Raw genomic sequence first — 19,518 nt, 5'->3', positions numbered from 1 at the left:
AGTGAATGTAGCAGATCGGCTTTCTTTTTTTCCAGCCCTCTATAATGTAACTGAACAACCAAAATTGGGAATGTGGCTGCTTTATTTTACAATTGTTGCTCTCTCAATATTGGTTTATAAACTTGGCTTTGCTCAAAAGCAGAAGCTCCCGTTAATTAAATCGATATTGATTTATATCTTTTTAGCTGCAGGGTGTACGATCCTAACTGCACTCGGCATCTTTTTACCAATAACAGAGGGGCTTGTTGTAGCAGCTTTGATTTTAATCATTTACAAAATTCGCTTACATCAGTCGAAAAAACAGCATGCTTGAGGCAAAGTAACGGGGGATTTTTAACATGAGATCGGTGCAGGATGTACTCTATAATTGGCTTTCGATAAAGGTTGTTTGCGACGTGCGACCTGAGGATACTGCAGCAAGAGAAACCTTAGACCTCTTTGAGGGGATTATTAAGGATGAACATCACTTATCAAACGTTGAAGTTACAACAGATGAAGTTATGTATTATGTTTCCTATACTCTAGGAGGGGAATCGAAAAAGACGCGATTTCCACGTGAACTCATCGAAGTAATGCTCAATCAAATTAATCAAGAGCCAGATAAATATTGTAACTTTCCAATAGAAGAATAAAAAAATTCATGCCGAAATTCGGCATGAATTTTTTTTACCAATCATCCTTTTCTGACTGTGTACGATAAAATCTAAAATTACCTGTATCAATTCTTGCCTTTGTTTTATCAGAGATTCTAGTACTGCAGTCTTGACACATATATGTATGGATTGGACGATTCCGAAGACGTTTAGCTGTAAATGATTCATCTTCTATCGATTCAATTTTGTCGCAGATTACGCATTTAACTCTCATCATGCACCTCAAGTCCTCTAATCTTGCTTGGTTTTATTATAGTATATCATGCAAATATGGTGACGAGTAAATCAATCTGATTAAGTTGCTGAAAAAAACAGATAATAGTACTATGAGAATGTCTGTTTTTTTAGCCTAAGGCAGGAATTGAAAAAAGGGGTTGTAAGGATGCCAAATCAAGTAGAACCAAGACTCATTAAGCCTTTATATGATGAGCTGCAAAAAGAAAGGTTTGTAACATTAGCTACAGTGGATTTTGAAACAGGTGGCCCGAATGTTAGTGCGATATCTTGGATATTAGCAAAAGATGAAGAAACAATCTTTTTTGCTGTAGATAATAAATCAAGAATCATTCAAAATATCACACACAATAATAAAGTGGTTATCAATTTAATTGCGAATGAATCTACATATTCCATACAAGGCGAAGCTTCCCTGAAAGAAGAGCGGCTCCAGGACGTTCCTTTAAAGCTAGCGTTACTTGAAATAAGGGTACAGGAAGTAAGAGATGTCATGTTCTATGGTTCAAAAATTGTTACAGAACCGCAGTACGACAAAACCTATGATAAAAATGCCGCCGCCAGACTAGATAAACAGGTAATGGAAGCAATGAAAAAAGCTTAGTCGAAAAGACTAAGCTTTTTTTATTTGTCTAGCTCACGCCTAGGCGCTGAAGAATTTCTATTTATAATGTTTGGATTCTTCTTGTTGTTTATCCTCTAAACTTCTTTTTTCGTTCTTCTGAAGTTTTTTCTTTGGTTCTTCTGGAGCATTTTTAGGGTTAGGATCTATCATATCTCCAGGGATTTCAGGCATTAACCTGCCGGCGACGTCAGCAAGTTCCTCCATTATACCTTGGATTGGTCTTCCATTTTGAATGTCTGCCGAGATTTCCTTCAATCGTTGATTGGTATCTGCATCGGCGACAACGATTGCGCGTGCACCGTATGGGTCAGCCTTCAAACTCTCAGCTACTGAATATTTTATTGACCCTACTTGAGATCGTTCAATCTTAGAATTCACATCAATGCCAACAATAGCATACCTGCCAATGACAACTGCCGTAGCATCATGAACATTTGGGATACTAGTGGCAAGTTCAACTAATCGCTTAGAAACTTCCTGGCCGGTTTTCCGGTCTACTTCTTCAATATAGCTGTTCTTTACGTTTACTAATGATTGCTTTTCATTATTCTGAGCATTGTTGCTGCTGTTGTTACAAGCCGTTAAGACCAATACTAAAGTGGTAAATATGAAAAGCCTCTTCATTTAAAATCCACCTCCAGATAGAGTTGTATGAACGTTTTCATATGGACGATAGAAATTCGTTATACTCAACTTACATTTATTGTGCGGAAATCCTTCTATCTTTATTCGAACAAACATATATTTTACAAAAGTCCTATCTAGCAATCGGTTTGTTATAAAAGAAGCAGCAAACCAAACAACTAGGAAAAGTGGAGGCGTCGCTTTGAGTAAAATATACGTGTTAGATACAAACGTCTTATTACAAGACCCGTATTCCATATTCTCATTCGAAGATAATGAAGTAGTCATTCCTGCAGTTGTCCTTGAAGAAGTGGACTCAAAGAAAAGGTACATGGATGAAATCGGCAGGAATGCCCGTCATGTATCTAGATTAATTGATGAATTGCGAGCAGCGGGGAAGCTTCATGAAAAAATCCCACTTGAAAATGGTGGAACGATTAGAATTGAGCTCAATCATCGTGCATTTCATGAATTACAGGAAATCTTTGTTGAGAAAACAAATGATAATCGAATTCTTGCAGTAGCAAAAAATTTATCAACAGAAGAACAGCAGAAAGAAGATGGAAAACCAGTAATCCTTGTAAGTAAAGATACATTGGTCAGGGTAAAAGCAGACGCTATAGGGTTAATAGCAGAGGACTTTTTAAGTGACAGGGTAGTTGAAATCGATCATATATATACTGGCTTTTTGGAAGTTTTTTTACCTGTAGAACTGCTCGGAACCTTTTATGAAAAAGGTGAGTTGCTTTTATCTGAAGTCGGTAAATATTCATTTTATCCGAATCAATTCTTAATTATGAAAGATGCCCTGGGAGGGTCTGCTTCCGCAGTAGGGATGGTGGATAAAACAAGACTTAGAGTAAAAAAACTTGCTATTAATCAAGAGCATGTATGGGGAATCCATCCAAGAAATGTTCAGCAAACAATGGCGATTGAACTGCTTCTTCGTAAAGATATACCGCTTGTAACCTTGATAGGTAAAGCAGGAACAGGAAAAACATTACTAGCCTTAGCGTCAGGCTTAATGCAGACGGAGGACTATAGAGAATTTAAAAAGCTATTAGTTGCTAGACCAATTGTTCCGGTTGGAAAGGATTTAGGGTATTTACCTGGAGAAAAACAAGAAAAGCTTAGGCCTTGGATGCAGCCTATCTTTGATAATCTTGAATTTCTCTTTAATACAAAGAAACCTGGTGAATTGGACGCCATTCTTGCAGGAATGGGTTCGATAGAGGTAGAGGCATTAACCTATATACGTGGAAGAAGTCTGCCGAAGCAATTTATTATCATTGATGAAGCTCAAAATTTAACGAAACATGAGGTAAAAACAATCTTAACCCGTGTAGGTGAGGGGAGCAAAATAGTCTTAATGGGTGATCCAGAACAAATCGACCATCCATATCTTGACGCCTACAATAATGGTCTAACATACGTGGTTGAACGTTTTAAAGACCAAGTTATTTCCGGACATGTTAAATTGTTAAAAGGGGAGCGGTCTGGATTAGCCAGGCTGGCAGCAGACTTGCTGTAAACTTACCTGAGGAAAAATGTACTAACGCAGAAAACGGGTACCAATTTGGCACCCGTTGTTTACTATTTAATAATAAATTCCCTAACATTTTTTATTGGATTTTGTTGATTAGAACCATCCCCGTAGTAAACATGGACAGGTCCATCCTCTGAAAGAGGCTTGCCAGATTTTGAAAAACCTAAGATAAGATCCTGTGCAATGTCTAAAGGTATTTCATGTACAGAGGTTGATGTTTTAATAACTAATACAGCGGCTTCCTCTGTTGGTTCTGCATTCTTAATAAAAGGCTGAAGGGATATCCCGAAACTACCTGTTAATACCTTTTCTTTCTCATATTTTTTCTCAGTTTTTAAGGTTGGCGGATAGACAGCGCCTTCTATTATTTCACGGTCCCAATGCTTTGAAATTGATTTTGTATACTCCTCAAGTTCATTATTTTGTTCCATACTTTTAGAGAAATATGTAGTTAAATCAACCTTGCGATCATCAAAAATCCAAACACTGGGATCAAGAGTAATTGAATATTTAACCTTTCCGGATATTAATAATATATTTTCCATCTTTCATTCCTCCAGTTCATTTCTATTAAAGTATATCGTGAAATAGGGTGAATGTCATATCTAGAAATAATGGTGCAATATAACCTTGAGGTTATAGTTCTTGCATTTTTCTGTAGTAAAAGGTAAAATTTATAGATAAGTTGGGTTATCGCTCTGAAATGGGGGGATCAATGTTGGCGTCTGAAATGATAGTGAATCATCAGGAAAAAGCCTATGCCTTGTTACAGGCAGACGCTGAAAAAATATTAAAGCTTATTAAGGTGCAAATGGAAAATCTTACGATGCCTCAATGCCCTCTTTATGAAGAGGTATTGGATACGCAAATGTTTGGTTTATCAAGAGAAATAGAATTTGCGGTTAGGTTAGGCTTAATTGATGTTAAGGATGGCAAAGCGATTCTAGATAAATTAGAAAGAGAATTATCTGCGCTTCATGAAGCATCCCTTAGAAAATAGCTAAAAAAACTCAAACAATGATGAAGTGTTGTTTGAGTTTTTTATTAACCTTTTACTTTTTCAGAATATTCTTAATTGAAATATTGGAGTAATGTAACTTTTCCTCAACTAATTCGTCCCATTTTCTATTATAATAGCAGTAACGACTATTCTAAAAACGAGGAAGTTATAACATGTTTAAAAAAATATTGAAATCCTATGACTATTCACTAGTCATCGCAATTATCCTTTTATCTTTGTTTGGATTAGTAATGGTTTATAGTGCCAGTATGGCATCAAGCGTCCAACGATACGGGGTGGAGAGTGATTATTTTTATCAAAAGCAAAAGCTCTATTTATTAGCATCAGGTTTTATTTTTACCTTTATTGCACTTTTCCCATATAAGATAATGAGAAGCACAAAATTTTTACTGCCAATGGTTGGTTTGTCTATCCTTAGTCTTATAGGTTTATTTGCATTTGGACAAGTTAGAGGAAATGCTCAAAGTTGGTATGATTTTGGTTTTATAAGTATACAACCAGCAGAGTTTGTTAAAATATCGCTGATTATTTATTTGTCAGCCGTATATGCAAAAAAACAGGCATATATTAATAAGTTTAATCATGGTGTTCTGCCGCCGCTAGCCTATCTAGTAATCGTACTTGGACTAATCGCTTTTCAACCAGACTTTGGTACAGCACTTATAATTGGTCTGATTGCAGGTACTATTATTCTCTCATCAGGAATGAATATCAAAACGATTACCAAATTAGTTTTGCTAGGAATGATTCTCCTATCTCCTGTAATATTAGTACTGCAGGACGAAATTTTTTCTGAAAAACGTCTGGAACGATTTGAGGTCTTAAATGATCCATTTCAGGATGAATTAGATTCTGGATTCCATCTAGCAAACTCGTATATTGCGATTGGGTCTGGCGGTGTAAATGGATTAGGTCTAGGGAAAAGTGTTCAAAAACTAGGTTATTTACCTGAATCTCATACGGATTTTATTATGGCAGTCATTGCAGAAGAGTTAGGTGTATGGGGAGTCAGCTTCGTCATTATTACACTAGGTTATATTGTACTAAGAGGAATATACCTGGGAATTCGATGTAAGGACCCTTTTGGAAGCTTATTGGCCATTGGGATATCTAGTATGATTGGAATCCAATCTTTTATCAATCTTGCGGGTGTTTCAGGTGTCATGCCGCTTACAGGTGTCCCTTTGCCATTTGTAAGTTATGGAGGTTCTTCACTTTTACAACTGGCAATTGCAGCTGGTATTCTCGTAAATGTTTCCATGTTTGTTAAATACGAAAGTAAATACTCACAAAAACACCAAGAGAAAGAAAAGAACATTAAAGCACAAGATGGAAATGTATATCAACTTCGAACATAGCGCGGGGAATAAAATCCCAGCGCTTTTATTTAAAATGAGAGATAGAGGTGCTTAGAATGACGAGACAAATCAACAAAGTATTAGTTGCAAACCGAGGTGAAATTGCAATTCGTGTATTTCGGGCTTGTACCGAATTAAATATCAAAACCGTTGCAATCTATTCCAGGGAAGATACAGGAGCGTATCATCGCTATAAAGCAGATGAAGCCTACTTAGTTGGTGAAGGGAAGAAACCAATTGATGCCTATTTAGACATTGATGGAATCATTGAAATTGCTAAGTTTAGCGGTGCAAATGCCATTCATCCGGGTTATGGTTTTTTATCAGAAAACATCCATTTTGCTAAACGCTGTGAAGAAGAAGGAATTATCTTTATCGGACCAACATCCAGACATTTGGATATGTTTGGTGATAAGGTTAAAGCTAGAAAACAGGCAGAATTGGCAGGAATCCCGGTTATTCCAGGCACCGATGGGCCAGTCGTCAATATTGAAGAGGTCGAGGATTTCACCTTGAATCATGGTTTTCCGATTATTATTAAAGCAGCCCTTGGCGGCGGCGGACGTGGAATGAGGATTGTAAAAAGACAGGAAGAAATGCAAGAAGCATTTGACCGTGCTAAATCAGAAGCAAAGGCTGCCTTTGGCAGTGACGAGGTCTATCTTGAAAAGTTAATTGAGAAACCAAAACATATTGAAGTTCAAATATTTGGCGATAAATCTGGAAACATTGTTCATTTATATGACAGAGATTGCTCTGTACAACGGCGGCATCAAAAGGTAGTTGAAGTAGCCCCAAGTGTTTCGATATCCAATAACCTTCGTGAGAAAATATGTTCTGCGGCAGTTAAATTAATGAGAAATGTGAATTACTTAAATGCTGGTACAGTCGAATTTCTAGTTTCAGGGCAGGATTTTTACTTCATAGAAGTAAACCCAAGGATTCAAGTTGAACATACAGTAACAGAAATGGTAACTGGAATTGATATTGTACATACACAAATTTTAGTTGCCGAAGGGCAGGAATTGCACAGCCCGATAGTTGGAATTCCTCCACAGGAAGAGATTAGGATTAACGGTTTTGCCATCCAGTCACGTGTTACCACAGAAGACCCTCTTAATAATTTTATGCCTGATACCGGTAAAATCATGGCATATCGCTCTGGTGGAGGATTTGGCGTTCGTCTTGACGCAGGAAATGGATTTCAAGGGGCTGTCATCACGCCATATTATGATTCCTTACTTGTGAAGCTTTCTACATGGGCATTAACCTTTGAACAAGCTTCCTCGAAAATGGTTCGAAACTTACGCGAGTTTAGAATTCGTGGAATTAAAACGAATATTCCTTTCCTTGAAAATGTAGTGAGGCATGAGAAGTTTAGAAGGGGAGAGTACGATACTTCATTTATTGATACAACACCTGAATTATTCGTATTTCCAGTCAGCAAGGACCGCGGGACCAAGATGCTTTCGTATATTGGTAATGTGACGGTGAATGGCTTCCCAGGTATTGAGAAAAAGAAAAGACCTGTATTCTCTAAACCGCGTATCCCAAAAATAAAATATGACCTGCCTTATCAAGAGGGGACAAAACAAATACTGAACCAGGAAGGTGCAGAAGGTCTTGTTCAATGGATAAAGGATCAAAAGCAGGTATTATTAACGGATACGACATTTAGAGACGCACATCAATCTTTATTGGCAACAAGGGTAAGAACAACGGATATCTTGCATATTGCTGAGCCTGCTGCAAAGCTGATGCCCAACCTGTTTTCCTTTGAGATGTGGGGAGGAGCAACCTTTGATGTCGCCTATCGCTTTTTAAAAGAAGATCCATGGGAAAGATTGCAGACACTTCGAAAAAAAATTCCGAATGTTCTGTTTCAAATGTTAATCCGCGGTTCTAATGCAGTTGGCTATAAGAATTATCCAGACAACCTAATCCGTGAATTTGTTAGAAAATCTGCGGACGAAGGCATCGATGTTTTTAGAGTCTTTGACAGTTTAAATTGGGTGCCTGGGATGGAAATTGCCATTGAAGCTGTACGAGATAGTGGGAAAATAGCAGAAGCTGCAATTTGTTATACTGGTGATATCCTTGATAAAACGAGAGTAAAGTATGATTTGAACTATTATAAGATGCTTGCAAAAGAACTAGAAAATCAAGGAGCACATATATTAGGAATTAAAGATATGGCCGGCCTATTAAAACCCGAAGCTGCATACGTGCTAATTTCAGAATTAAAAGAGAGTGTTGATATACCGATTCATCTTCATACTCATGATACAAGTGGAAACGGTATCTTCACCTGCGCACGTGCCATTGACGGTGGAGTAGATATTGTGGATACCGCTTTAAGTTCAATGGCGGGGCTTACTTCACAACCAAGTGCAAATTCACTTTATTATGCATTAGAAGGCAAAGATAGGAAACCAAATATAAATATTAATGCTCTTGAACAGCTTTCCTATTATTGGGAGGATGTTCGAAAATATTATCAAGATTTTGAAAGTGGAATGGTTGCACCCCATTCAGAAGTATACCAGCATGAAATGCCGGGAGGACAATATAGTAATCTTCAACAACAAGCAAAAGGTGTTGGGCTGGGCGACCGCTGGGATGAGGTCAAGCAAATGTACACGAGGGTCAATCACATGTTTGGTGATATCGTTAAGGTAACGCCATCATCTAAAGTTGTCGGTGATATGGCACTCTTTATGGTACAAAATAATCTATCAGAAAATGATGTTCTTAATAGCGGAGATTCGCTTGACTTCCCGGATTCTGTAGTTGAATTGTTCCAAGGTTATCTTGGCCAGCCTCATCAAGGATTTCCTGAGAAACTTCAGAGTGTAATATTAAAAGGTAAAAAGGCTTTGGAGGTTCGTCCAGGAGAGTTATTGCCTGAGGTGAATTTTTCAAAATTAAAAGAAGAATTAAATAGAGATTTTGGAAGAGACGTTTCGGATGTTGATTTAATTTCTTTTGCACTATATCCAAAGGTATTTAAAGAGTACTTAAATACGGTGGACCAATATGGAAATATCTCTTTCTTAGATACACCAACTTTCCTTTATGGGCTGCGCCTAGGCGAAGAAATCGAAGTAGAGATTGAAACGGGAAAAACACTTATTGTAAAACTTGTTTCGATTGGTCAGCCGCAAGCGGACGGTACGCGTGTTGTGTATTTTGAACTAAATGGACAGCCGCGTGAAGTAAATATCAAAGATGAAAGTATTAAAGCAGCCATATTATCTAGATTAAAAGCAGACCCTAAGAATGAAAAGCATATTGCCGCGTCAATGCCTGGAACAGTTATAAAAGTATTGGTGGAAAAAGGAGAAAGAGTGGAACGGGGTGACCATCTCATGATTACGGAGGCTATGAAAATGGAAACAACCGTCCAAGCTCCTTTTTCAGGAGTAGTAAAAGATATTTATGTGAAAAATGAGGATACTATCCAAACCGGAGATTTGCTCCTTGAATTAGAAAAGTAAATAGAATAAAAAAGTTGCCAATAATGATAATGGCAACTTTTTTATTTTTACTTTTTCTTCCTAGACCGCGAAAGTAAAAATAGAAAATAACTTAGAACACCGAATAAACAGGTAATAAATAAAGCGTGCATTAAAGCAATAAAGAGATTTAATCGGGTAAAAATAACAAGTGCACCAGATAAAACTTGGAGAGATACTAAAGTAAATGCAATAATCCAACCCCAATAAATAACTTTTTGGCTGCGATAATTTTTTACTGCTAAGTAAGTTACATACCCAATCCAAATGAAAATAAGTCCTGCAGCAGCACGATGTCCCATCTGAACCCATTCATATAGATTACTTGGAAGCGCGGGGCTGTCATTGATACATAATGGCCAATCACGGCAGACTAAACTTGATTCAGTATGACGGACTAGTGCTCCTGTATAAATAACAAAGTAGCTATAAATGGAAATAGAGATAATATGAAAGCCCATTTTCTTATCGATTACCAGTTTATCTGCATCAAACTTTTTATCAACTTCAAAAATCAATAAGGTAAGCAGCAATACAGCGGCAAAGGAAATAAGAGATATGCCAAAGTGCAGAGCGAGGATAAAGTCAGACTGTTCCCAAATAACAGCAGCTGCTCCTATTAACCCTTGTAATAACAAAAAGAAAAAAGAAAGAAAGGATAGGAATTTTGTTTCCCTGATGTGCCCGATTACCTTCCAAGACCAAATGGATAAAATCAACACCAAAAAACCGACTGATCCAGACACAAGTCTATGGGCAAGTTCAATGACTAATTCGGCTGTTATCTCCGTTGGAACGAACTCACCATTACATAATGGCCAAGATCTCCCGCACCCCATACCTGATTCCGTTTTTGTTACAAGGGCTCCCCCTAGTAATACTAATATCATTCCAATAGTAGTTGCTACTGCTAACCACTTTAAAGAACGTTGCAAGTAATCACCTTCTTAAATAAATGTTAACAAAATTATTAGATATTTTGTAAGTATAATGATTTGGAATATGAAACGATAAAAGTACTTACTTATCATAACGAAAACATAAGAAAAAGAACAGAATAAAAACTTAAATTTTTGGTTTACTTTAAAAAAAATTTGATGTATGGATAACTTTTAGTTTTCACTATTATTATAGTGAAAACTATTGCTAAATAGATATGTGTCTGTTAGAAATATATAGATAGGTAAAAATTTTCTTATATATAACAAGGTATAATTACATGATTGTTGTCTATAACACATAGGAATTATTATAGTTATACTTAAAATAGAGTGTATTTTATTATCTAACGATTCAAAAATATAGTATAATGGTTATTAAATACCAGCGGACACAATTTAGACAAAAATTATTCAAAAAAAGTTCACAAAAATGCAACAAAGTGTGATTTAATATACAGAGAAAGTGTTGTATAAGTAACAGTATTATAAAATAATAATAGCTTTTAAATAACTATTATAATTTGGTAAAGTTATCTATCAGGTTTATAATAATGTTTATAACAAATTTAGGAGGGGGAAAGATGCCAAATACAAAGGCATACGGTGAAGCAGCGATTGACAGCAGCTCAACTGGGCTTAATTCACAAATAGAAAAATCAACAATGTGGAAAGACTTTATGGCACTTATTAAGATTGGGATTGTTAATTCAAATCTTATTACCACTTTTACTGGCTTATGGCTGGCTCTCCATTTTAGCGGTCAGAGTTTTCTGAATAACTTAGATATCGTTTTATATACCGTAATTGGTTCCTCTCTTATTATTGCAGGCTCATGCTGCATTAATAATTATGTTGATCGTGATATCGACCCTCTAATGGAAAGAACGAAAGCTAGACCTACGGTAACGGGGAAAATCGTTCCTTCAAAGGTACTTGGATTGGGAATTTTCTTGATTGCCATAGGTACAATATTTCTATTGTTTACTACCTTAACTGCAACAGTAATCGGACTGCTTGGGGTTTTTAGTTATGTTGTTCTGTACACCTTATGGTCTAAAAGACAATTAGTCTCAAATACAATAATAGGCAGTATTTCTGGTGCAGTACCACCATTAATAGGGTGGGCAGCAATAGACGGAAATCTTGATATGATTGCTTGGGCTTTATTTATTATTATGTTTATTTGGCAGCCGCCGCATTTTTATTCCCTTGCAATGAGAAGGGTAGAAGAATATAGAGCTGCGGGTATACCAATGCTTCCAGTAGTGAAGGGGTTTAAAACAACCAAGAAACACATCTTAATATGGGTAGCAGCATTACTGCCGACACCTTTATTACTTACTTCATTAGGAATCCCATTTCTAATTTTGGCAACTGTATTAAATATCGGTTGGCTTGTATTAGGGATTTATGGATATAAGATCAAAGATGATATTAAGTGGGCAAAATTGATGTTTGTGTACTCATTGCAATATTTAACGATTATTTTTGTTGCAATGGTCATTGTTACATTGGTTTAGCTTGGATGTTCTTTCTTAGTTAAGGGAAATATAACTATCCTTAAGGTGAAAAAATCGGAGGTTATTATTATTTTTAATAAGCCTCCGAGTTTCCTAAAATATTTAAGAAAGAATAATACTACATACATTTTTGATCACAGATAATTTAAGAAATCATTTAGCGAAAGAGGGGTATGATTTAGCTATGAAAAGGCTTGCAAAATGGCGTTTGATCTCGATATTTGCGATTCTTTCGCTTATCCTTTCAGGATGTGGCGAACCGTTCCTATCGACGTTAAGGCCTGCTGGTGAAGTTGCAGACATTCAATATGATCTGATGAAACTAAGTACATTGATTATGGTAGGAGTTATTGTAGTAGTAATGGTAATCTTCTTTATCGTTATGTTTAAGTTCAGACGTAAAGATGAAAAGATACCAAAACAAGTAGAAGGAAGTCACAAACTAGAAATTATTTGGACTGTTATACCTATATTATTACTATTGCTTTTAGCAGTACCAACCGTTTCTGCTACATTTAAATTGGCAGATGTAAAGGAAATGGATAAAAAAGACTCAGACGCACTTGTTATCAACGTACGCTCTAATTTATATTGGTGGGAATTTGAATACCCTGGTCAAGGAATTGTGACTGGTCAAGATTTAGTCGTTCCTACTGATGAAAAGGTATACTTTAATTTAATTTCTTCAGATGTTAAACATTCATTTTGGGTTCCTGCTGTAGGTGGTAAGCTTGATACCAATACAGAGAATGTTAATAAGTTTTGGTTAGAGTTTGACAGCGCTAAAGCTGATGAAGCTGGAAATCTATTCTATGGTAAGTGTGCAGAGCTTTGTGGACCATCACATGCATTAATGGACTTTAAAGTTAAAACAATGAGCCGTGATGATTTTGATGGCTGGGCAGCGGCAATGAAAGATGTTGAAAAACCAGTCCAAGCTAAAACTGATTTAGCTCAGGAAGGTCAAGAAATCTTCAATAAAAGTTGTGTAAGCTGTCATGCTGTTACACCTTCAAATGCTGCTCCACCTGAAGCAAGACTTGCTCCAAACTTAACGAACTTTGGAGAACGATCTCGTATTGCGGGTGTATTAGACCATAATGAAGAAGAATTAAAAAATTGGTTGCGTACTCCTGAGAAATACAAGCCAGGAAATTTAATGACTGGTAAATATCCGCAATTAAGTGAAGAACAACTTGATGCTTTAACAGCATACCTAATGGAATTAAAGGTCCAGGAATAATAGGGGAATTGGTAGAAAGGGAGGTAAAAAGCGTGAGTACCTACGCACAAAAAAAGGGATTTGGCGCGACTTTATGGGACTATTTAACAACAGTTGACCATAAAAAAATCGCCATCCTATATCTTATTGCAGGTGGATTTTTCTTCGTAGTCGGCGGACTAGAGGCAGTTTTTATCCGTATCCAGCTTGCAGTACCAAATAATGATTTTGTCAGTGCAGGATTATTTAATGAAATTATAACCATGCATGGAACAACGATGATCTTCCTTGCAGCCATGCCGCTCGTGTTTGCTTTTATGAATGCGGTAATGCCATTACAAATTGGAGCGCGTGACGTTGCATTTCCATTTGTCAATGCATTAGGATTTTGGTTATTCTTCTTCGGAGGAGTTTTTCTAAACCTTTCTTGGTTTTTTGACGGGGCACCTGATGCTGGTTGGACATCTTATGCGTCTCTTGCCATGGCCTCAAAAGGGCACGGTGTCGATTTCTATGTTTTGGGTTTACAGATATCAGGACTTGGGACGTTGATTGGTGGTATTAACTTCCTAGTAACGATTATTAATATGCGTGCTCCAGGAATGACGTATATGAGGATGCCATTATTTACATGGACTACCTTTGTCACTTCTGCACTTATTTTATTCGCATTTCCACCACTAACTGTCGGTTTAGTATTAATGATGTTTGACCGTATGTTTGGATCAAACTTCTTTGTTACAACAATGGGTGGTAATACTGTAATCTGGGAGCATTTATTCTGGATTTTCGGACATCCAGAAGTTTACATCTTGATACTTCCCGCTTTTGGGATTTTCTCGGAAATATTCCCGATGTTTTCTAGAAAACGTTTGTTTGGATATTCTTCAATGGTTTTTGCGACTGTATTAATAGGCTTCTTGGGCTTCATGGTATGGGCACACCATATGTTTACAACAGGTTTAGGACCTGTTGCCAATGCGATTTTCGCTGTTGCAACAATGGCAATTGGTGTTCCAACTGGTATTAAAATTTTCAACTGGCTATTTACCATTTGGGGAGGCAGTGTAAAATTTACTACTCCAATGCATTGGGCCTTGGCATTTATTCCTTCGTTTCTTGCAGGTGGGGTAACTGGAGTAATGCTTGCAGCAGCAGCAGCTGATTATCAGTACCACGATACGTATTTCGTTGTAGCACACTTCCACTACGTTATTGTTGGAGGCGTTGTATTTGCAATCTTTGCTGGTACCCACCTATATTGGCCAAAAATGTTTGGGACAATGTTAAATGAAACATTAGGGAAAATTACATTCTGGTTGTTTTTCATCGGTTTCCATATGACATTCTTTATTCAACATTTTCTTGGTCTTTGGGGTATGCCGCGTCGTGTATTCACATATTTACCAGGTCAAGGGTTCGAAACTTCAAACTTAATTAGCTCTATTGGGGCTGTATTTATGTCCTTAGCGGTTATCGTTATGCTTTACAACATAATCATGACTTCAGTGAAAAATGTTAAAGTTGGAAATGATCCATGGGGAGATGGAAGAACACTCGAGTGGGCACTTCCTTCACCACCGCCATTCTATAACTTTAAACAGCTTCCACTTGTACGTGGATTGGATGCATACTGGTTAGAGAAAATGGAAGGTAAAAAAGGGATGACTCCTGCAGAACCACTAGGAGATATTCACATGCCTAATTCATCGTTCCTGCCATTTGTGATTGCATTTGGATTATTTGTTGCTGCGTTCGGTGCATTGTTTAACATGGATGATAAGGCATGGTCAGTGCCAGTAATTATCATTGGTTTATTGATTACATTTGGTGCTATGTTCTTACGTTCTGTTAAGGATGACCATGGTTTCCATATTCATAAAGAAGAATTAATGGAAGATGATAACGATAAGGGGGTTAAGGCATAATGCACGCAGAAGAAAAGTTAACACATGAAACATGGCCTGCTGAGCCTGAAAAATCAACCCTTGAAGCAAAAAATAAATTTTTAGGCTTTTGGTTCTTCCTTGGTGGAGAGACAGTGCTGTTTGCTTCACTCTTTGCTACCTACCTTGCATTAAAGGACAAAGTACCTGATACGACACATACATTAGCAAAAGATTTGTTTGACTTGCCATTGACCTTTGTTGCTACAATGCTGTTATTAACAAGTTCACTAACAAGTGTTTATGCTATGTATCATATGAAGAATTTTAATGCAAAAAAAATGAACCTTTGGTTAATTCTAACACTGCTCCTAGGAGCTGCATTCCTTGCACTAGAGGTTTATGAGTTCTCGCATTATGTTCATGAGTATCATCATACATTTACAAGCAGTGCGTTTGGATCGGCATTTTACACATTAGTTGGTTTCCATGGCGCTCACGTTGCTTTCGGTTTACTGTGGATAACTACATTAATTGTTCGCAATTACAACCGTGGTTTGGACCTTTACAATGCTCCTAAATTCTACGTTGCAAGTCTTTATTGGCATTTTATTGACGTAGTTTGGGTATTCATCTTTACAGTAGTATATTTAATGGGGATGGTGGGATAAACTGATGGCAAATTCACAATTAAATTCAGGTAACCCAAGAGTAGACATTGAATATCGTAGGAAAAAAAGCGCTGAAGAAATGAAACAGCAAGTGGTGTCATTTGCCTTAATGATTTTCTTAACATTAATCGCTTTTGCCGCGGTAGCGATGAAAGGAGCATCTGCATGGTTTGTCGTGCCGTTTATACTCCTTTTGGCTGCAGTGCAGGTCGTTTTTCAGCTTTACTATTTTATGCACATGAAACACAAAGGACATGAAGCTCCTTCCATGTTTCTATATTCAGGTTTACTTGTTGGCTTAATCACTATATTAGCTTTCACAACCATTATTTGGTGGTAAACGTAAAAAGAAAATCGGCGTTATGCCGATTTTCTATTTTTAAGGAAGCTTCTTTGCTCTTAACTTATCTATGTATATAATAAAACTATGATTTAACTATTAATATAGAGGTGATATGCGGTGCTTACATTAGATATATTCGGCTTTAAAGCACTTTGGAGCCCGTACTTTCTATTATGTTTATTAGCGGTAACAGCCATCTACTTTTTAATAACAATAAAATTCCGATACAGATTTGCAGATAGTGAGCCATTAACCAAAAAGCAGGCTGGATTATTTTTACTATCCATTTTGATGATTTATGCTATTAAAGGATCTCCGTTAGATTTAATGGCACATCTAATGTTTTATGTGCATATGATTAACATGGCAGTATTGGTGCTTGTAATACCGCCAATCTTTATTTTTGGAATACCGGTTTGGATTTGGAGAAAGCTTTTCAAAATACGCCTAATTGATTCCTTGTTTAAATTTTTTACAAAACCTCTTATTGCGTTATTCGTTTTTAACGGCTTATTTTCTTTCTACCATATTCCATTGATTTTTGACACAGTTATGCAAAGTTTCTGGTTACATGCAGGATATTCGCTGCTTTTATTTATTGTGGCAATATTAATGTGGTGGCCGCTTATTAACCCTGTACCAGAGCATCAAAGGTTAAGTGGTCTAAAGAAGGTAGGGTATATTTTTGCCGATGGTATATTAATCACTCCTGCTTGCGCATTAATTATATTTGCTCCTGGTTCTATTTATGCAACTTACTCTGATCCCCAAGTTTGGGCACAGGTGATGAGTCTTTGTGTGGGACCGGCAACGTTTTCTGGTTTAGATATAAGTGGTCCAGAATTATTTAGTTCGATGTCATTATTACATGATCAACAACTTGGTGGTGTATTAATGAAGATTATTCAGGAAATTGTGTATGGTATTATCTTAGGACATGTTTTCTTTGAATGGTATCGTAAGGATCAAGCAGATTCTGAAAAAGAAATGAAGCAATCCCTAAAACCTTTGATAGATTAATCTCCCATAGAACTGGGAGATTTTCTTTTTATTGAAAAACTTGGGGAACTAAACTAAAATTATTGTAGAAATATATATAAAGTGAGGCTAATTCCATGAATTCCCTACCTATTTTACCCACGATAAGTACGACTTTCATTGTTTTAAGTGCCATAACGGTGGCAATAGGCTGGTGGCAAATTAAACAAAGGAAAATAGAAGCGCACAAAAAGACTATGTTCTTAGCTGGAATTTTTGCTCTGATTTTCTTTATTATTTATGCTTCCAGGACAATCTTTATCGGTAATACTGCTTTTGGCGGTCCGGAACACTTGAAAATCTATTACACTGTTTTTTTAATTTTTCACATTACGTTAGCAACCACTGGAGCTGTTTTTGGTATTGTTTCGTTATATACTGGATATAAAAGTAATTTACCTATACATAGAAAACTTGGTCCGATTACAAGTGTCATTTGGTTCTTTACGGCAATTACCGGTGTAGCAGTTTACTTATTGTTGTATGTATTTTTCCATGGTGGAGAAACAACCTCCGTTATTAAAGCAATATTAGGATTTTAAAGTGTCTTCTAAGAGACACTTTTTTCTTTTATAGAGAGGAGTTTTTGTTTAAAGATAGAAATAATTATGGAGAGGAGTGATAAATGTGGTAATAAAAGAGCTTAATGAAAAAGATTATTTGGAATCAATGAAGCTTTCAATGTATGCCTTTCAATATAAAATACCTGAAGAGTCCATTCCCGCTAGATTAGAAATGTTAAAACGGCATAAACTAATAGGAGTTTGGGAGGATAATAGCATTTTGGCAAAGCTTCATATCATTCCTCATCAAATTTTCATCAATGATCAGAGATGGAAAATGGGGGGATTGGCTGGTGTTGCAACGTATCCAGAGTATAGAAGAAAAGGATATGTAAAACAGTTAATCATTCATGCCCTGCAGACGATGCGCGAGGAGGAACAAATCGTTTCCTTATTACATCCTTTTGACATTGGTTTTTACCGGAAATTTGGCTGGGAAGTATTTACGGATAACAAAAAGATTCATATTGAGAAAAAGGATCTTAAATTTACTAATGAACAGCCTGGAATCATTAAGCGATTTGCTAAAGAAACTCATCATACCGATATAGAAAACCTTTATACCCAGTTTAGTGAAAAATACACGGGTATGCTTGTCCGTGATTCAACATGGTGGAAGAATAACGTTTATGGAGATGGGCAGATTGCTGTCTATTACAACGACAATAATGAAGCTCAGGGTTATATTCTATATGAAGTAAAAGAAAGTAAAATGGATATTGAAGAGTTTGCAGCATTATCGCATGAAGCCAGGTGTGGATTATGGAATTTTATTTGTCAACACGACTCTATGGTGGAAAAAGTCAGTATCCTAACCTCAAACCATGAATTGTTACCATTTACCTTTCAGCAACCGAAAGTAAAGATGGAAGTAACACCGTATTTTATGGCACGCATCGTAAATGCAGCGGAATGCTTAAAGCAATATCCTTTTAACGATATTAGTCAAAATATTTTCATACACCTCGAGGATCAATATGCGCCTTGGAACAACGGGAGCTATTTCATTTCAAATGGAGAAGTAAAGGAGTTTAAAGACAAGCCAGGCAGCAATTGTGTGCAGCCGCCGAAAAGAGGAGTAAGGTTGGATATTAATTCATTGACTGCGTTAATATTTGGTTACAAACGACCTGCTGAATTATTCGAAATAGGATCAATAAAGGGTCAGGAATCAGAAATCGCTGTTTTAGAATCTTTATTTCCTAAACACAAACCATATTTTTATGATTTTTTCTAAAAAAAGAGCGCATGAATTATTTTCATGCGCCTTTTTTTTTTATAAAGCAAATTTTTCAACTTCTTTTTTTACATCATCAAGAATTTTCTTGCATTGATTTACTAGTGAAGTTGGGAAGTTTTCGCCTTCGCCATATTCAACGCCATGAGGATAATAATGCTTCCCTAATAATGGAGTCAGGAGCTGAATAACTGCCTTATGCGAATCAACATTTCCTTCAATAGCATAGCCGCGAACTCGTAAGTAAAAGACGCCTTCTTTTAATTCAAATTTGCGGTCGTATGTAACACGCTCGTAATCCCACTGACCTTCACGGACTAAACCGTACTCTAGCATCACATCATCTAAACGGTTTAAATCAGCTTTCATCTGGTCCAAGCCAGTATTCTCGAATTTCATAATTAGTCCCTCCTAGAAACAATGCCTAAACAAGCAAATTAATTCAATTTAATAATAGTTGAAAATGTGTAAACTTGCAATGAATACCTTACCGAATAAATCAACCCTTTTTGGAAATCCTA

20 protein-coding genes are annotated in these 19,518 nt (G+C 36.6%); 15 read left to right on the top strand and 5 right to left on the bottom strand.

The features are described from left to right. The first annotated feature begins 1 nt into the window (after position 1). Positions 2 to 313, top strand: a complete 312-nt coding sequence (locus H0184_RS02070) for a YlaH-like family protein (protein ID WP_221820351.1) — start codon at positions 2 to 4, stop codon at positions 311 to 313. A gap of 25 nt (positions 314 to 338) precedes the next feature. Next, the gene (locus tag H0184_RS02065; RefSeq protein WP_221820349.1) at positions 339 to 632 is read left to right on the top strand and encodes a hypothetical protein; all 294 of its coding nucleotides are present in this window, start codon (positions 339 to 341) and stop codon (positions 630 to 632) included. A 34-nt stretch (positions 633 to 666) separates the two neighbouring features. On the opposite strand, the gene H0184_RS02060 is transcribed toward H0184_RS02065, so the two are convergent. After that, on the bottom strand, positions 667 to 867 hold the full coding sequence (locus tag H0184_RS02060; protein WP_221821264.1) for a YlaI family protein: 201 nt from the start codon (positions 865 to 867) through the stop codon (positions 667 to 669). Between the two features lie 168 nt (positions 868 to 1,035). Here H0184_RS02060 and H0184_RS02055 point away from each other — a divergent pair, with 168 nt between their 5' ends. Then, a complete protein-coding gene (locus tag H0184_RS02055; protein ID WP_221820348.1) occupies positions 1,036 to 1,491 on the top strand; it encodes a pyridoxamine 5'-phosphate oxidase family protein in 456 nt (151 codons plus the stop codon). A 57-nt stretch (positions 1,492 to 1,548) separates the two neighbouring features. On the opposite strand, the gene H0184_RS02050 is transcribed toward H0184_RS02055, so the two are convergent. Continuing rightward, a complete protein-coding gene (locus H0184_RS02050) occupies positions 1,549 to 2,136 on the bottom strand; it encodes a YhcN/YlaJ family sporulation lipoprotein (protein WP_221820346.1) in 588 nt (195 codons plus the stop codon). Between the two features lie 202 nt (positions 2,137 to 2,338). On the opposite strand from H0184_RS02050, the gene H0184_RS02045 reads away from it, so the two are divergent. Further along, the gene (locus tag H0184_RS02045; RefSeq protein ID WP_221820344.1) at positions 2,339 to 3,667 is read left to right on the top strand and encodes a PhoH family protein; all 1,329 of its coding nucleotides are present in this window, start codon (positions 2,339 to 2,341) and stop codon (positions 3,665 to 3,667) included. 62 nt (positions 3,668 to 3,729) lie between these two features. Here the strand turns inward: H0184_RS02045 and H0184_RS02040 are convergent, their stop codons facing one another. Next, a complete protein-coding gene (locus tag H0184_RS02040; RefSeq protein WP_221820343.1) occupies positions 3,730 to 4,227 on the bottom strand; it encodes a peptidyl-prolyl cis-trans isomerase in 498 nt (165 codons plus the stop codon). 170 nt (positions 4,228 to 4,397) lie between these two features. Between H0184_RS02040 and H0184_RS02035 the strand changes: the two genes are divergently transcribed. The 3 genes from H0184_RS02035 to pyc all read left to right on the top strand — a co-directional run bounded on the left by H0184_RS02035 (position 4,398) and on the right by pyc (position 9,558). Beyond that, complete coding sequence (locus tag H0184_RS02035) at positions 4,398 to 4,682, top strand: YlaN family protein (protein ID WP_396953569.1); 285 nt, start codon at positions 4,398 to 4,400, stop codon at positions 4,680 to 4,682. Positions 4,683 to 4,855: 173 nt separating this feature from the next. Beyond that, the gene (locus tag H0184_RS02030) at positions 4,856 to 6,061 is read left to right on the top strand and encodes an FtsW/RodA/SpoVE family cell cycle protein (protein ID WP_221820339.1); all 1,206 of its coding nucleotides are present in this window, start codon (positions 4,856 to 4,858) and stop codon (positions 6,059 to 6,061) included. 56 nt (positions 6,062 to 6,117) lie between these two features. Continuing rightward, positions 6,118 to 9,558: a pyruvate carboxylase gene (gene pyc, locus H0184_RS02025; protein ID WP_221820337.1), complete on the top strand. Its 3,441-nt coding sequence runs from the start codon at positions 6,118 to 6,120 to the stop codon at positions 9,556 to 9,558. Positions 9,559 to 9,605: 47 nt separating this feature from the next. Here pyc and H0184_RS02020 read toward each other — a convergent pair whose 3' ends face one another. Then, on the bottom strand, positions 9,606 to 10,511 hold the full coding sequence (locus tag H0184_RS02020) for a COX15/CtaA family protein (RefSeq protein WP_221820335.1): 906 nt from the start codon (positions 10,509 to 10,511) through the stop codon (positions 9,606 to 9,608). Between the two features lie 587 nt (positions 10,512 to 11,098). Between H0184_RS02020 and cyoE the strand changes: the two genes are divergently transcribed. From cyoE to H0184_RS27945, 8 genes are all read left to right on the top strand, one after another. After that, complete coding sequence (cyoE, locus tag H0184_RS02015; RefSeq protein ID WP_221820333.1) at positions 11,099 to 12,037, top strand: heme o synthase; 939 nt, start codon at positions 11,099 to 11,101, stop codon at positions 12,035 to 12,037. A gap of 184 nt (positions 12,038 to 12,221) precedes the next feature. Continuing rightward, positions 12,222 to 13,280 carry a cytochrome c oxidase subunit II gene (gene coxB / locus H0184_RS02010; RefSeq protein ID WP_221820331.1) on the top strand — a complete coding sequence of 353 codons (1,059 nt, stop codon included), beginning with the start codon at positions 12,222 to 12,224 and terminating at the stop codon, positions 13,278 to 13,280. 32 nt (positions 13,281 to 13,312) lie between these two features. Next, positions 13,313 to 15,187 carry a cytochrome c oxidase subunit I gene (gene ctaD / locus H0184_RS02005; protein WP_221820329.1) on the top strand — a complete coding sequence of 625 codons (1,875 nt, stop codon included), beginning with the start codon at positions 13,313 to 13,315 and terminating at the stop codon, positions 15,185 to 15,187. After that, entirely contained in the window at positions 15,187 to 15,816 is a 630-nt protein-coding gene (locus tag H0184_RS02000) for a cytochrome c oxidase subunit 3 (protein WP_221820325.1), read from the top strand. Before ctaD ends, H0184_RS02000 begins: the two co-directional genes overlap by 1 nt. Positions 15,817 to 15,820: 4 nt before the next feature. Beyond that, a complete protein-coding gene (ctaF, locus tag H0184_RS01995) occupies positions 15,821 to 16,156 on the top strand; it encodes a cytochrome c oxidase subunit IVB (protein WP_221820322.1) in 336 nt (111 codons plus the stop codon). Between the two features lie 120 nt (positions 16,157 to 16,276). Next, positions 16,277 to 17,179, top strand: a complete 903-nt coding sequence (ctaG, locus tag H0184_RS01990; RefSeq protein ID WP_221820320.1) for a cytochrome c oxidase assembly factor CtaG — start codon at positions 16,277 to 16,279, stop codon at positions 17,177 to 17,179. 95 nt (positions 17,180 to 17,274) lie between these two features. Beyond that, entirely contained in the window at positions 17,275 to 17,739 is a 465-nt protein-coding gene (locus H0184_RS01985; RefSeq protein WP_221820318.1) for a DUF420 domain-containing protein, read from the top strand. Between the two features lie 85 nt (positions 17,740 to 17,824). After that, positions 17,825 to 18,997 (top strand): GNAT family N-acetyltransferase, encoded by a 1,173-nt coding sequence (locus H0184_RS27945; protein ID WP_221820316.1) that lies wholly within the window; start codon positions 17,825 to 17,827, stop codon positions 18,995 to 18,997. A gap of 39 nt (positions 18,998 to 19,036) precedes the next feature. On the opposite strand, the gene H0184_RS01975 is transcribed toward H0184_RS27945, so the two are convergent. Beyond that, a complete protein-coding gene (locus H0184_RS01975) occupies positions 19,037 to 19,396 on the bottom strand; it encodes a YugN family protein (RefSeq protein WP_221820315.1) in 360 nt (119 codons plus the stop codon). Positions 19,397 to 19,518 lie beyond the last annotated feature (122 nt).

Origin of the sequence: Neobacillus niacini (genome assembly GCF_019749295.1) — a bacterium.
GTDB lineage: Bacteria > Bacillota > Bacilli > Bacillales > Cytobacillaceae > Neobacillus > Neobacillus niacini_D.
Note: the sequence above shows the minus strand (reverse complement) of the source record. Positions and strands in the feature narration are given on the sequence as shown.